Below are 15369 nucleotides of genomic sequence, written 5' to 3'. Positions count from 1 at the left end.
ATAAAAAAGATGGCATCTATTTACATCTTATTCTAATTAAGTAAGTAATATCAAAGTTAATAAGTTAAGCAGTTAAAGTAATTTTCAGTTGCTCCGTGATGTTAATATCCAACGCTTTTATTTTTTCGCAAGAGGCAGTGTGTTGAAAAAAGAAAAAGTCTCCTGAACGTTTATAATGACAAATATTAGCTAGGCCAGCTGTTAATAATAAAGCAACCGAATTAGTAATAATAGCTAGTGTGCATCTTAGCCAGGGATGATAATCAATATTAGCAATAGCAAGCAAAGGCTCCTCTGCTTCTTTAATTGCCTTAAGTAAATTTTTTTCTGAATTAGGGGAATTAATTTGCTTAAATATTATCAAGTACATCTTTCTACGGTAAAGCTTTTCTTCTTGTTCAATCTTGTCTAACTTATCGGGTAGTTCTTGTTTAAGTCGCACTCTAATTTTATGACATTCATATTCAAGCATATTTATTACGTTTATAAAAAGAGCGTTTTCTTTGCTTGCCTGCACTAAACAATTTACCATTTTCCTACTGTCATAAGGCTGTAATACCGCTAAGGAGTTCATTATTTTTAAGACATTGATAAATTGATACATAAAATAAGGACTTGATTTAGCCTCTAATTGCGTAAGCTCTGCTTGTAATGTTTTTATATTCCCTGTTGTAAGAGCAACATAAGCTACTTTCATTAAGTCTGGCTGTAAAGCTACTTTTTGCTTTTTAATGAAACCAGTTAATTGAAACAATTGTTCCTTTTTTAAATCCTCAACGAACGGCGAAATTGACTTTTTATTAAGATTTAACAGTGCAACAGCCTCACAAAAGGATTTTATATCAAGATCATTTTGGTTTTTTAAAAAAGCCAGAAAATTAATAATAATAGGTTTATTTATTTCAAACATCGTTAAGTTATTGACGATAGATAATAACTGAGAATTAATAAGCAAGGAAGAAATTATATTTTTATCAAATCCTAGTTTAAATAAACTATGACAAACCTGTGCTTGCTCAGTAGTTTGACATAAAAGTGCTAAATTAATAATGTCTTGCCAAGCTAGGTGGCTAGTATAAAAACCTGCTGTTAAAAACTGAGCGAATTCAGCAGGGCTAAAAACTTTTTCTATATTTAAATTTTTGCCCTGCAAACTATTTATTAAGTCCTGAAAAGAAGAAACATCCACTATATAAAATATTAACTTGCATAAGAGCGCTTGCTTAAATGTATCATTTGGTAATTTTTCTTTTAAATGTGTTAACCAACCTAAATTGCGCCATATAATTTCAGTCTCTCTATCTACTTTATTAATCTTTTCATAAAAAGCAGCAAATTCATTATGATCAATAAGAAACAATAAAGACGAAATAGCTTCATCAGTTAATGCATTTTTAAGGAAAGCAGCTTGTAAACTATCAATTCTAGCAAACAAATACTTTGTTAATAGTTTATTTTGTATTAGGAGATCCCATTTTTCGATTAACCCAAACTGGTCTAAGAGTAATAACAGATCGCACCATCGTCTCGCCTTTGTTACTTTAAATTGCGATAAGTAACATATCTTTTGATAGAGTAAGCTTGCCTCATCTAAACATTTATAAATTTGCGGGATAGACAGCCTTAGGTCTAACTGCTGTGCTACTTGTAATGCTTTATTGGCAAAGACTTTTTTAGGTGATTTTCTTAACGTGGTAAGTAATTGTTGATTATCTTGATAATTATCATTTACAGCTACATTTTGTAAAAACTGGCCAATAACCTCGAAATTAGGATTTATTTGGCCATCAGGCAGGATATTTAAATTAATAAGACAAGAAAGGAAGGGATGCTCAAGTAATGCAGTAAAAAGTGCTGGCTCGGTAATTGAAATTAGATTTCCGATTTTAGTCTTTTTATTTTTAATAAAGGGGCGCGGATGAACGCTGGTTAAAATGCAAATTTGGCGTTGGTTTGATACTAAATTAGTATGCTTTATAAGTCCAATCATCCATTTTGTTGGATCATCACGCCGATAATATACACCTAAACCACATAAAGCCTTATTTTGATCTATAAAAGCAAAATGCAGATTAACATTATTATTGTAGTAATTAGTTAGTTCCTCATTTTCCTTAAAAAAAGGTTGTGGGCCAAAGATCAGAAATAAATTTCCTGCTGACATATTACCTTGACTATAATGCTTATAATCACTATTAGTATGATTTATCCAGGAATTAATATGATATTGACAGTTTTCTTTACTACCAAGGAATAAAGTACGAAATAAATCTTTTTCAATATCTTTGCTTGTTGTTCCAGAGCGTAATAATGCTGATAAGCCAAAAGCTGTATAAATTCTGTCGCTCGTTCCTTTAATGAGATACAGCATACTAACTACATTTAATATCAGAGAGCCGGCATTATAGCTTAACTCCTTTTTTAAATAAGTTAATTTTTCGCAAAAATTGTTTACAATTTAGCATCTTAGTAAGAAAAGGAATACGTTCTGAATTTTATTTAATCTTGACCAGAAAGAGGATATAGTCCAGATAAAGAGTTTATATATATAGAAGATGTTAAGTTAAAGTATTAAATAAACTTATTAAGTTAATTATTAAACAATTCTATTCTTTAATTAATATAGCCTAGTTTTAATCGAGTTTTCGGGTTTAATCTTGCTAATATGTTTATTTAACAAATCTATACGACCTATTGTAGCCATTATTAAGCATTTAGTCATAGGATCTTGATTTTGCTGCATTTCCAAATTTAATACTTCTAATATTTTATCCTTGGTTAATTTTATTTGCTTAATTTGAGTTGAATCTAAACATTCGTCTGGGCAATTTAGTTTTAAAATTTCTTTTAACATCTCTAATGCATAAACCAAGCTATTTTCTTTAAGCGTTTGTTTAGGCGATTTTTTAGGAATTTTCTCAAAATCATCTTCTATGGTTTGTTTAGATAGTTCGTCAGAAATTTCCTCAAAATCATCTAGCGTTTGTTTAGATAGTTCGTCAGAAATTTCCTCAAAATCATCTATACCTTCAATAAGTACAATATCATTTTCTATTTTGACAATAGAAGATGGAGATGGATTAGAACTGCCACATGAAGAATTATTTTTTAAATCAGTCTGTACATTTGGAACTGACGTACCTTTTTTATTAAAAAAATTTGATGAGGCGCTATACGCAGGCTCTTTTAAAGAAAAATAGTCAGGATAAATCTTTGCTAAAAACTCATTAATTACTTTTAAGTCATCTTGAACACTTAACATATCACTAAACCCAAAGAATATATTAAAAACAATTTGTTCAATTTTACTACAATAAAATTAAGTAAATATTAAGTGATATACCTATAACGTTTAATTATGGAAATTTAATTAAATAGCCATAAAGTTATAAATTTAAATTATTAAGGCCATTTAGATTATTGCTATTGAAATTATTTTAATAAACCTATAAATACACGGAAAATATAAGATTAAAAACAATGGAGTTACTACCCCACTAGCGATTTTACTTCCTGCAATTCTTAGCTCATTTTGACTTAAATTTAGGCCTTCTAAAGTAAATTGGTCTAAATTTAAATAATTAAAACCTTAGTCCCAGGATGAGCTTTTACCCAATTAGCCACATATTCAATATAGTTATTTTTACCAACTGCAATGCACCCACGCGTTGAGCCTGGTAAGTTATTTAACCAATTAAACAATATAAATGACTGGGTAGGCCCATGGATTCCTACGTCTCTACCAGTATATCCTGCTGCTAATTGTTGTGCAGTTGGATAAAGAATTGGAATAAAGATTTTAAATTGGGTAGACTTCCTGGGGTAAGCTAGACTGTATAAACCAACTGGTGTTTTATTATCGCCTGCTTTTTTTTTACCAACGCCTTTGTAGCCAAGAGCTACTTTAAAAGTCTTAACGATAGTACCGTTTTTACAAATATTTAAAACTTGCTCTTCAGTATGGACATTGATTCCATTTAATAAAGGACAAGTTGTAATATTAGCAAATAAGATAACCGGAAAAAAAATAGAGAACAGAAAAATAATTGCCTTTATTTTCATAAAAATAGATAAATATTATTGTAATTGGTTGATAATTATTCCATGGAATTATATTTATTTATACTAAATTCTCTTAAAAAGACAAATATTGAACAAATTACGTAACCTAAACAGGCAATTTAATAACTTAAAATCAAATGCTTTTATCCTCCCTTTATTCATCCAAGCTCGTAATTATATTAGTTTCCTTGACTTAAGTTTGCCTTAATCTGCGTTACCTAAAATTAATTTATAGGGATCTTCTTTCATTGAAATAAGGAAATTATATGCAAGAGAAAAATGAGCTCCTAGATAAAGTAGTTGCACGCACACAATGGGGTAACAGGAATGGGGTAACTGCAATTATTTTAGGTGAGCAATGTGGCTATCCTTTAGGCGTTATAAAAAGCAACTCTATTAAACAAGCTATAGACATTGACGCTTTAATTTTAAACGGCAGAAAGGATGAAGGAATTAAATATGGATTTATCGATTTTGTATTTGATCATAAAACCGGGTTTATTGGCTTAACATTTAGTAAGAATCTAAATCCATTTGGACATGATGGCATTGCTGATGCGTTGTTAACGCCTGGCTCTACAGGAAGTGAGGCCAGGAGAGGGTCAATCGCTGGTGGCCGAATTGCCTTTTTAAATGGTTATTTTATCACTACTGAATGGAGTGGCCATTACGGTGACTTATGGAATGAACGAATAATTGAACATTTTCAAAGCACTTTTTTTTGGTCTACAAAACAACCAATTTGTCATATTAAATGGAAAGCTGATGCATCTGCAGCAGATCAGGCGTCAGAGGATCAGGCGTCAGAGGCAGAAAAGCCTGCTACAAAATTTTTAGTGTCTTGTGGATTTTTTGCTCTGAATGATAGCGTTACTAAGCAATATATTAAGGCAAGCACCCAATTAGATAAGCAAACTTGCGATTTAATTGCTTCCTATTTGCCAAAAAAATGACAAGTTTGTTAACTATGGTTTTTTATGAGTGTGAATACAAAGGTTAGCTTTGACTCAAATAAATTATATAATTCAGGATATTAATTACCCTTTTTAATTTTGAAATTAAAGAACATTTTTAAGTTAAAATAGAAAAACAGTGCTATTCTGGCCTTTATTTTTCTATTCATCCCTCCCGATTATATAAATATTATAGGCATATATTTAAAAGCCAAAATTTACACGATTCTGTCATCTATACTGATACAATTTCTGCCGCGAGATTTAGCTTTATACAACTCAATATCCGCTAAACTAATTAGCTCTTCCCCCGAAATGAGAGGATAAGCAGTTGTCCAATAAGATATACCACAACTGCAGGTTAATTGTTTTTTAACACTACCATGTTTTTTCGTGCCCTCCAGTTCTCTTAGTATACGCTGGGCTATAGTTATCGCATCTTGAATGTTAAGTCGTGAGCTTATTGAGATGAATTCCTCACCGCCATAGCGAAAGAAATAATCATTGGGGCGTATAAGAGAGCGTACTATCTTAGCAAAAGATTTTAATACCTCATCGCCTGCGTCATGACCAAGCTCATCGTTAATTTTTTTGAAAAAGTCGATGTCAAACATGAAGCAAAAGATATTATAACCGCCCCGTATGGCATTACTTAATTCTGCGTCTAAATATTTATAAAGGAAACGTCTATTATAACAGCCAGTAAGCATATCTACGAAACTGCTTTGTTCAAATTTTGCAGCGATTGCCATAAGCGTATTTTTTAAGTGAACTCTTTGAGTGACATCTTTAATTATTATTAATGCCATATTGTCATCATCATCAATGGGCAAAATATAAACTTCCTGCTGCATTTTATCCAGCTCCCCAAATGGGCCTTTAACAATTGAAACAGGAACAAGGTATTCATTCAGCATAGACGATAAAATTTGTGGATGACTGTAGTTGAGCACTTGTTCTAAGGCCCAGTTAAAACGAGAGCTAAAGTAACTTTCACCAAAAATGGAGTTTAAAGATTTTCCAATAGCCTGTTCTTCAGGAATCTGAGTGTTATCTTTTAACCATGCATTCCATGATTTAATTGTAAGCGCCTTATCGACAATCATAAGGCCAAAAGGTAAGCTATTATAAATTTTTTCAAAAACAGTTTGGTTAATTGTTTTCATCAATCAATTCTTTAATTGCTATTAATAAAGTTTTAGTAGAGTCTTTAGTTAAAACTAAAAATAAATGTCCTGAAAGCGTATCTTTTTGCATATCTAAAATTGTAGATACAATAAGCACCTCATCTAATAGATTAGGGAAAGAAGTACATAGATTTTTCAGCAAAGTCACAATATTATTTTCATCATAATAGGGTAAAGTTAAGCCCACTTTTTTTGATGTTAAATCTACTATCGCAGTAATACATGAACTGATAATAATATTGCCGATTTCTAATAGAGCTTCTTGTTCACATGCTCGAGCCTCTTCTTGAGTCAGCTGGGGAATTTTGCCCAAAACCGACATCGTTAACAGGTTTGTTTGTTCACGTTTAAACGCTAAAGCAACGTAGCCTTGTAAATCTTCTGAAAGCAACTGGTAAACAAAAGAAAAGGCTTCATCTTTTGGCCCAACGTTATTAATTTCTTGTAATTTCACAAAAGATATTTCAGGAATTGAAATTTTAATCGGTGATTGCAGTAATGAAGCTAATTGTTTGGCTGCTTTACTCACCCCGATATTCCCAATCTCTTTAAGAGCGTCTTCCTGGCTTGCTGTAAGGATCATGTTAACCTTGCTAATAATGAATCAATACTTTCTGGAGAAATGGGCTTTTCAATCACATCTAAAAAGCCTAAAGCTTTTGCTTCATCAATAACAGATTGTTGTGTATTAGCTGTTAAGAGAACAAATTGCCCTTTTACACCATTTTTTTTCATTATTTGGGCAACTTCACTCCCGGTAAGATCGGGCATATTATAATCTAGAACAATTAAATCCATTTGATTCATTTTGGCTTTTTCTAACGCTTCATTTATCTGTTTTGCTTCAATGATTTCATAATTTGGTTTATTGCGAAAACAAGCTTTAAATAAAGCACGCGCAGTAGCACTGTCATCCATGATTAAAATTTTCATTTCTCCTCCATTATTTACAAATTTTAGCTAAAAATTTGGAAATTTGCTCAAGATCAATGATTTTATTAATCGCTTGCATTTCCACAGCGGCTCCAGGCATACCAAATACGACAGAAGTAGATTTCGATTGAGCAAAAGTGTAGCAGCCAGCTTTCTTCATCAAAAGTAGTCCTATAGCTCCATCTCGACCCATACCAGTTAAAATACCTCCTATAGCTTCCTTTGGATAACTTTCTGCAACGGATGTAAATAATACGTTTGCAGAAGGTTTAAAATGGTTAATTGGAATACTATCTTTTAGTATCGCAATCGGCTCTAAGCCTTTTGTGATAGTCAGATGAAAATTATCTGGTGCAAAATAGACGTGCCCAGGTTTAAGCATTTGATTGTGTTTAGCAACTTCTAATTTTAATGAAGTCTGATATTGCAGCCAGCTAATTAATCCCTCTAAAAATCCTTTCGTAATATGCTGAGTTATGACAATCGGAATATTGAAATCAGCTGGCAAGCCTTGCAATATACAATTCAGTGCTGCAGGACCTCCTGTAGATGAGCCTAGAGCTAAAATCTTAAAAGTTTGTTCTATTTTAGGTACCGCCGAGACTGAATCTAATGGTAGAGTTCGTTTTCGTGTTACCACAGGGACGCCAGCTAAGGCACGTATCGAATTAAGAATAAATCTTTTAGCTTCTGCAAAATCATTTGAAGAGGGACTAGGTTTTTCAATAATGGATAAAGCGCCTGCTTCCAATGCATTAAAGCTACTCTCAGCCATATTTTTATTATATTGCGAACTTATGATGATAATAGGCGTAGGACAATCTGCCATAATAGTTCGTGTGGCTTCAATCCCATCCATATTCGGCATAAAAATATCCATGGTAATGAGATCAGGTCTAAGTTGTTTTGTCAGTTGAATTGCTTCAATCCCATCTTTAGCTGTGGCAATTACTTGAATATCACTCGTTTCTTCAAGTATAGAGACAAGGAGTTGGGTAGAGACTTTTGAGTCATCTGCAATGAGTACTTTAATAGGCTTATTCATAGTAATAGACTCATTGTTTCGATTAATGAATGTGTATCAAATTCATTTTTGGCAAAAAATGCATCAGCTCCTGCTTCTAAGCCGCGTTCTTTATCCTCTTTAGAATTTAATAATGAAATAATAATAACGGGCATTTGAGCTAATTTTTTATCATTTTTGATTAATCTAGTAAGTTCAAAACCATCAACATTTGGCATGACTAGATCTGTAATTACACAGTCAAAGGAATTTTTTTGTAATAAATCCCAGGCCTTTTTTCCATCGATAGCAGTCATAGTACTAAACCCTGCAGCTTCTAATGAATTTGCACAAAGGCTACGAGTTGTAAAGGAATCATCTACAATAAGCACTTTTTTGCGCTGGGGTTCTTTCGAGCCTTGAGTTTGATATAATTTTTCTCTCGTAAGGTTTTTTAACAAAGCCAGCTCAATAATTTTTTGGGGCTCTAAAGCTAAAACCAATGTGCTATCTCCAGTTAATGTTGTCCCAATGTATTGTGGTAATTGGGAGAAAGGCAATGGTAGAGGCTTAATGACACATTCGTGTTCATTAACAATAGAATTAACCCATAAAATAAGATCAACCCCCGGGTAATCAATATATAAACCGCAATAATCTTGGTTACTTTCTAACGTTTCTTCTTCACGATTTAAAAGATAATTTAAACTCACTACAGGAATAGGTTGATGATTAACGACATAAGTTAACTGATTATTAACCCATTTTAAGTTTTTAACTTTTAGATCATAGAGTGCTTTTAAGGATAAACTGGGGAGCATAAAAATTTGTTCTCTTAATTTGAAAAATACGCCCCGTGTTGTAGCGAGAGTTAGAGGAAGTGTGAGAGTGAAACAAGTACCTTCATGTTCAACGGTCTTAACTTCAATATCTGCTTTTAATTTTTGTAAATCATTTTTAACTGCATCAAGGCCAACTCCCCGTCCAGAAATTTCAGTCACTCCTTTATGTAAGGAAAATCCAGATACAAAAAGACAATCTAAGATTTTTTCATCGCTTGCATGTAATAGCTCATTTTCCGAGTATAGCCCCATTTTTATCGCATGCTGCCTCACTTGCGAAAGGTTTATTCCTTTTCCGTCATCAATGATTTTTAAAATAATTTTTCCAGAACTTTGGGATACTTCCATGCGTAATTTGGCAGGAATTGGTTTGTTTGCCTTTTTGCGCTCCTGGTCTTCTTCAATGCCATGATCAATAGCGTTTCGTATTAAATGTTGTAATGAGTCTTTGACAGCATCTAAAATAGCTTTGTCCAATTCAATATTGCCGCCATAGACTTCAAATTCAACGGATTTATTTAATTTTGTTGAGATATCACGAACAGTTCTACTTAAGGGCGTTAACAACATCGATGCAGGGATCATTCGCATCGTTTTCACTTCTTCTTGTAAACTTTGTATTGATCGTGAAAAATCGCCTAAAAACTGTCCACTTTCGGCTGACATATTATTTAACGTTTTAATAGCAGGCAATGATAATAAGGATTTAAATTCCACTGAATTATTCATTTCTTTAACGCAAAGCTCTAAAGTTTTAAACCAATTCATTAATTTCAGACGATATATAATAAACTCATTGGCTTTTGCATTTACCCTTTCAATGCGATTAAGAGGAAGTTTGATAAATTCATCAAATTTGGTGCTTTCAATTGACTCCGTTGCTTTTTTTCCTTTAAGCGGCGCTAGAAAATAATCTACATCAATAGCTTCCCCTTTGTCGAATAAATTCAAAGCTACTAACAAATTATCGGAGACTTGTAGACAAGCATCGATTTCTTCTCTTAAAGGAGTGTGGTCTTTTTCTCGCCATTCTTGAAATAAATCTTCTAAACCATGAGCTATCGTTGCAATAGCCGGAATAGATGCCGAAGCTGCAGCTCCTTTGATATTGTGAGAATAGCGAAATAATTCTTTTAATGTCGCCTTTAATTCATTCTTTTCAGTGGTTTTTTCCAGTGAGAGTAAAGCATTAATAAGTGATTGATGAATCTCTTGCAATTGAATCTTGAAAGTTTCTAATAGAATTTTTTGAAGTTTTTCATCCATATATTATCTTCTGTCTACTTCCTGCAACTCTCTGAGCCCATATTGACTTGCTGTTTTTTTTAGTGAATCAGCAATTTTGCTTAAGTTAATAGTTGAATCTTTGGTTTGCTCGGTAGCAGAACTAAATAAATTAGTTACTTTATTGATTTCCTTAATACTCGCATCTACTTGCTCAATAGCAATAGCTTCTTCACGAACGGCAGAAACAATTTGCATAGACGCTATCGATGTCTCTTCAATAACATTGCCTAAAGAATTAATAATTTCATCAGTGAGCTTAACCTGCTTAGAATTTTCTTCTACACTTTTGTTACCTGCTTCAGTTACCATAACGGCATGTTCGGCAGTTTGGCGGATATCTTGTAAAATCTTTTGAACACGCTCAGTAGATTGTTGGGAGCGCTCCGCTAAATCTTTAACCTCTCCGGCAACGACAGCAAAACCTTTACCTGATTCGCCAGCTTTTGCTGCTTCTATAGAGGCATTTAAGGCTAACATTTTAGACTGTTTGGCAATGTCTGCTACAGCTTCGGTAATTTCACTAATTTGCTGCGTTTTATCATTCAAACTTAAAATTGTTGCTGAAATTTGCTGCATTTTACTCTGCAGTGTTTCAATAAAAGTGGTCATAAGATTAATGGCTTGACGACCTTTCTCACTAACTGACGTAGTAATATTGGCTGATTCGCCTAACTGCTTAGCTTTTTCCTTTGTTTGACTTGTAGTAGCTTTTATCTGTTCAATAGTCGTACTAATTTGAGTGACGGCAGCAGCTTGCTGTGAAGCACTAGTAACTTGTTCAGATACTGTAGATTCAAGTTGTTTTACACCTACAGAGATTTCATTGCTTTCTTCCATGATTTTTACACCGATTTCTCTTAATTTCTTAGACATGTTTTCCAAATCGATGCTTTGTTTTTTTTGTTCTGTAATATCTGTAGCCACTTTAATGACTTTTACTGGCTTACCTTGCCGATTAAAAATTGGGCTATATGACGATAATAGCCATACGACCTTATTATTTTTGCCAATTCGTTTAAATTCTGCTTGAATGTATTCGCCTCGATTTAATTTTGACCAAAAATTATTGTACTCCTCCGAATAGCTATATTTTTCATCAATAAAAATTTTGTGATGTTTTCCCTTAATTTCATCTAAGGTATATCCTAAGGTTTCTAAGAATTTTTCGTTCGCCGTAATAATATTGCCATCCATGTTAAATTCAATGATGGCTTGCGATCTTGAAATAGCATCTAGCTTAGCATTTAATACATCAAACAAATCTTCATCAGACCGTTTAAGTCTATATAAAGAATAAATAAGCAATAAAGCCATCAAAACAGATAATAATAAAATTATCAAATTGATGGATTTTAGCAAAAAATGGTCAGACTGAAAATTAATACAACGAATAATAAAACTAATCACTAAAAAAATTGTAAGTCCGACACTTATTTTAAACGGGCCACTCTTATATTTTTCTTTCTGGCTTTCCAACATGATTGCTTCCATTCATAAGTTTGCTGAAACGTTCTTTAATAAAATACTAAAAGTTATGCAGACTTTAGTTAAACAATTCATTTCCTTTTTAAATCAAATCACCTTGAATTAGTTCACTATATTAAATATAGCTTCTATATCAATTATTGCTATATCAGTTCTGTAAACTCCACGAATGTAAGTACTTCCATTTATTGTTTTTTCATTTGCAAAATGAGTGAGTTCTTCGGAATTTTTCAGGGTAATTTGATCTAAAACTTCATGTACTGATAAGGCAATTTGCTGCGAGCCTTTTTTACATAAAATAAAAAATGAAATACGCTCTTCACCTTGTAGTTGAAAGAGGCGCTTACAACTGATTACTGGCCATATCTCAGTATTATAATAAATTATACCTAGAAAAATTGGCTTAGCTCCAGGAATATAAGTGATTTGCTGGAAAGGGATTACACGTTCAATTTGTTGATAAGGAAGGGCATACTTTTGAATATTATCTATTTTAAAAAGTAAAAGTGAGCTCTCTTCTTGAAAGGTAAAATCTAGCTTTTTTTTGGCAATAATTGCTTTTCGATTTGCTAAAATAGCTCTAGCTTTTTCACTGCTTAATAATTCATCCTTCATGGCTTTATCTCTCATAATAGGAAATACTCGAATGGATGGCATTAATAAAATTTTCTCGAGTATCTACAGTATATAAAATAGAACCCTCATTTAATTTATTAGCAAATTGTAAGGCTTTCCTAAGCCATTTAGCCCCTTGATTTTTATTACCTTGTTGTAAGTAAACCAAACCAAGATAATAAGCTGCTTCTGGAAAATTATTCTTTATATACAAAGCATTTTTTAAAGAAGTCATCGCCGCAATTATGTCTCTTAGCTCAAGTTCGATTAATCCTTTAAAAAAGAAACTAACTGGATTAAGAGAATCAAGTTTAAGGGATTCTATTAAACACAAATGTGCAGCAGGCAATTCATTTTGCTGTAATAAACACTCCCCTTTATATCTTAATAGAGAGCTCGTTTTAGGCCAGTTTTTAAGGTAACAATTAATTTCTTCTAAGGCTTGAGTATAGTTCTTTTTTTCTAAATGAGACTCAATAGTTGCTAGCAATGATTGACGTGATAATTTAAATTCCCTTTTATCTTCCTGAATGGTTGCTGGTAGAGATACTTTTTTATTTTCTGGCTCCTTTTTAAGAAAACAAACGCCGTTTTCTAAATTAATGGTGAATTTTGATGAATTTTGGTGCGGGTATTCTGCATGACCTAAAAATAATAGCCCATCTTTGATTAAATTATCATAAAAATAATCTAATGCCCTATTAATTACTTCTGGTGTTAAGTAAATAAAAACATTCCGACAAATAATTAAATCAAATTGTCGAATCATTTTTTGAGGGTCAGCTAAGTTATGATGCTTAAATTGAACTAAGTCGCGAATAGATGAAACTAAGGTATAATTATTGTGATGATTTGTAAAATAGGTGCTTTCAAGCTTTGCTTCAGTTGAGCGTAAACTTCTTTTTGTATAGATGGCTTTTTTTGCTTCATCAAGGATATTTTTATTGATATCTGTGCCAAGCAAATTAAGAGTCCATTGCTTTAAATCAGGTAAAAGTTCTACTAAAAGAATGGCAATGGAGTAAATTTCTTCTCCCCTTGCACAGCCCGCACTCCAAATATTTATATTTAAATGGTGATTAAGTCTTTTTTTAAGAATTAAATTTGGTAAATAATGATTTTTTAAATAAGCAAAAAGTACACTATCTCGGAAAAAATAGCTTTCTGGAACAGTTAAAATATCAATTGTGATTTTAATGAGTTCTGAGTGACCAGTATTTAATTGTTCAAAAAAAGTTCTCTCATTTAAGTTTCTTTTATTTAATAACTCTTTTAGTTTATGCTGGATTGGCTCTAGGGCATGACTGTGAATATAGAGGCCATAATGTTTGTTAGCCCATTTTTCAAGCTTTAGAAGAAAGGGATTCATGATTTTTAAGTTTAAGTTGATGAAAATGCATTAGTTCTTCTAGATTAAGAAGCCACGAAGATACTTTCTCGCCTTCTAATATACCGGCCACATAAGGATAAGGTGAAAGTAATGCAGATTTTTGAATATTATCCATTGAGATAAAACATACTTCTATTGCCTCAGATACTAATAATCCTATTAATCCACTTATTAAAGAACAAATAACAATAGGAGTATTTAAATCATAAATTGGTTTTTGTTCGTCAACAAGGCTTGCAAGATGGTAAACAGGAATAAATTGACTATGGAAGTTAAGTAAACCAGCCACCGCATCATCTTCAGTAGGTAGTTTATCTAATTCTGGAAGCGCTAAAACCATTTGAATTTGATTTAAATCAACAAGAATTTGGTCTTCATTAAGCCTTAATTTTAAGCAATTAATAAACATTCCTTCCACGATCATTGATCCTTTTAGCAAATTTATATTACTTTTCAAATGCTTGCTTAGCTAGGTATTACAATAAGTCTTTACTAAATAATATAGCATAGTGAGTTAATTAAAACGGTGTAAAGACCTATCTGAGCCTTATTGGCACACTTTAAAGTAAACTATAAGGCTACGCATTAGATGATTTTTTTGAGAGCTTTTATAAACGTTTGTGCATTATGGATGGCATAGCCTTCGCCGTCATTATTAAAATAAGCCCAAATCCGTTTAGCACCACTTTGAGAAATTCTCTCTGCCCAAACAAGAAGTTCATCATCGCTGTAATCATATAAGTACCACTTTTTTTTACCATGAAATCGGATATAAACTTCATCCGTTGTAGAAATTAACTCATCAGGCAAATTGGGGCCGCTGCATGAACAGAAAATGATACCCATTTCACGAAAAGCAGTATAAACGTCTTCATTCCACCAGCTGATATGTCGAAATTCAATAACATTACGCCGTCTTATATCGAGCTGTGTGACAATATTATGCAATCGCTCAGGTGTATAGTGAAAACTAGGAGGTAATTGATAAAGAAAACATCCCATACGTGCTTGTAATAAATCAGCAATATAGCCAAAGTCGCACACCAATGTTGTTGTATCAGTAAAACGCTTGATATGCGTAATCAATTCACAGACTTTTACGGTATAAATAAATTTTTTGCGACCTGCCTGACGTTGCCAGGTAGTTACATTAGCCAGCGTTGGCCAAGAATAAAAAGGGGCATTTAATTCCACCGTTTTAAAATGTTCACTATAATGATTAAACCAGCTTTTGGTCGGCATATCTTCAGGGTAAAATTTACCCCGCCAGTGCCAGTAAAACCAACCAGAACATCCAACATTGATAGCTGGCAGGTCTGGTGTAAGGCTGATTAAATCAGAAGCCATGCGCGCATTGTGCATTTTCTGCGCTCGATTAATATTAGCCTCACGCTGTTTTTGCCTACGACTTTCACGCTTGGCACGACGCTCAGCTCGTTCCAAATCCTTTTCTTCTTTTGTCAACCTAACTATTCCTTATCAGCCCTATTAGGAATTTTTAATATTTTCTAAGGCACTGTCAATCATTAAATCGCTAAGATTAGTTATTAAATAGAGAGCTTTAGAAAAGTCATATAACCAATGTTAACATTTGAAATGACTTATAATTGAA

Annotated in this window: 14 protein-coding genes; 1 reads left to right on the top strand and 13 read right to left on the bottom strand. The window is 32.7% G+C overall.

Features of this window, described 5'->3' with window-relative positions; genetic code table 11:
- Positions 1 to 64: 64 nt before the first annotated feature.
- The 3 genes from DYH30_RS00140 to DYH30_RS00130 all read right to left on the bottom strand — a co-directional run bounded on the left by DYH30_RS00140 (position 65) and on the right by DYH30_RS00130 (position 4062).
- Entirely contained in the window at positions 65 to 2371 is a 2307-nt protein-coding gene (locus DYH30_RS00140; RefSeq protein WP_115329446.1) for a hypothetical protein, read from the bottom strand.
- A 246-nt stretch (positions 2372 to 2617) separates the two neighbouring features.
- Positions 2618 to 3262, bottom strand: coding sequence for a hypothetical protein (locus tag DYH30_RS00135; protein ID WP_115329445.1), 645 nt, complete (start codon positions 3260 to 3262; stop codon positions 2618 to 2620).
- A gap of 311 nt (positions 3263 to 3573) precedes the next feature.
- Positions 3574 to 4062 (bottom strand): L,D-transpeptidase family protein, encoded by a 489-nt coding sequence (locus DYH30_RS00130; protein WP_115329444.1) that lies wholly within the window; start codon positions 4060 to 4062, stop codon positions 3574 to 3576.
- A 266-nt stretch (positions 4063 to 4328) separates the two neighbouring features.
- On the opposite strand from DYH30_RS00130, the gene DYH30_RS00125 reads away from it, so the two are divergent.
- Positions 4329 to 5015: a polymorphic toxin type 43 domain-containing protein gene (locus DYH30_RS00125; RefSeq protein WP_115329443.1), complete on the top strand. Its 687-nt coding sequence runs from the start codon at positions 4329 to 4331 to the stop codon at positions 5013 to 5015.
- 218 nt (positions 5016 to 5233) lie between these two features.
- Here the strand turns inward: DYH30_RS00125 and DYH30_RS00120 are convergent, their stop codons facing one another.
- The 10 genes from DYH30_RS00120 to DYH30_RS00075 form a co-directional block, all read right to left on the bottom strand.
- Positions 5234 to 6181, bottom strand: coding sequence for a sensor domain-containing diguanylate cyclase (locus tag DYH30_RS00120; RefSeq protein ID WP_115329442.1), 948 nt, complete (start codon positions 6179 to 6181; stop codon positions 5234 to 5236).
- On the bottom strand, positions 6168 to 6785 hold the full coding sequence (locus DYH30_RS00115) for a chemotaxis protein CheC (RefSeq protein ID WP_115329441.1): 618 nt from the start codon (positions 6783 to 6785) through the stop codon (positions 6168 to 6170). Before DYH30_RS00115 ends, DYH30_RS00120 begins: the two co-directional genes overlap by 14 nt.
- Positions 6782 to 7135, bottom strand: coding sequence for a response regulator (locus DYH30_RS00110; RefSeq protein ID WP_115329440.1), 354 nt, complete (start codon positions 7133 to 7135; stop codon positions 6782 to 6784). Before DYH30_RS00110 ends, DYH30_RS00115 begins: the two co-directional genes overlap by 4 nt.
- A 10-nt stretch (positions 7136 to 7145) precedes the next feature.
- Complete coding sequence (cheB, locus tag DYH30_RS00105; protein WP_115329439.1) at positions 7146 to 8180, bottom strand: chemotaxis-specific protein-glutamate methyltransferase CheB; 1035 nt, start codon at positions 8178 to 8180, stop codon at positions 7146 to 7148.
- Positions 8177 to 10246: a response regulator gene (locus DYH30_RS00100; RefSeq protein WP_115329438.1), complete on the bottom strand. Its 2070-nt coding sequence runs from the start codon at positions 10244 to 10246 to the stop codon at positions 8177 to 8179. The genes cheB and DYH30_RS00100 overlap by 4 nt, the downstream gene beginning before the upstream one ends.
- Positions 10247 to 10249: 3 nt before the next feature.
- Positions 10250 to 11746 (bottom strand): methyl-accepting chemotaxis protein, encoded by a 1497-nt coding sequence (locus tag DYH30_RS00095; RefSeq protein WP_160116130.1) that lies wholly within the window; start codon positions 11744 to 11746, stop codon positions 10250 to 10252.
- Between the two features lie 108 nt (positions 11747 to 11854).
- Positions 11855 to 12367, bottom strand: coding sequence for a chemotaxis protein CheW (locus DYH30_RS00090; RefSeq protein WP_160116129.1), 513 nt, complete (start codon positions 12365 to 12367; stop codon positions 11855 to 11857).
- Between the two features lie 4 nt (positions 12368 to 12371).
- Positions 12372 to 13736: a CheR family methyltransferase gene (locus tag DYH30_RS00085; RefSeq protein ID WP_115329435.1), complete on the bottom strand. Its 1365-nt coding sequence runs from the start codon at positions 13734 to 13736 to the stop codon at positions 12372 to 12374.
- Positions 13711 to 14166 (bottom strand): chemotaxis protein CheW, encoded by a 456-nt coding sequence (locus DYH30_RS00080; protein ID WP_242604700.1) that lies wholly within the window; start codon positions 14164 to 14166, stop codon positions 13711 to 13713. The genes DYH30_RS00085 and DYH30_RS00080 overlap by 26 nt, the downstream gene beginning before the upstream one ends.
- A 176-nt stretch (positions 14167 to 14342) precedes the next feature.
- A complete protein-coding gene (locus tag DYH30_RS00075) occupies positions 14343 to 15221 on the bottom strand; it encodes a DUF72 domain-containing protein (RefSeq protein WP_207385770.1) in 879 nt (292 codons plus the stop codon).
- Positions 15222 to 15369 lie beyond the last annotated feature (148 nt).

The organism is Legionella busanensis, from assembly GCF_900461525.1.
In the GTDB taxonomy this organism is placed as follows: Bacteria; Pseudomonadota; Gammaproteobacteria; order Legionellales; family Legionellaceae; genus Legionella_C; species Legionella_C busanensis.
Note: the sequence above shows the minus strand (reverse complement) of the source record. Positions and strands in the feature narration are given on the sequence as shown.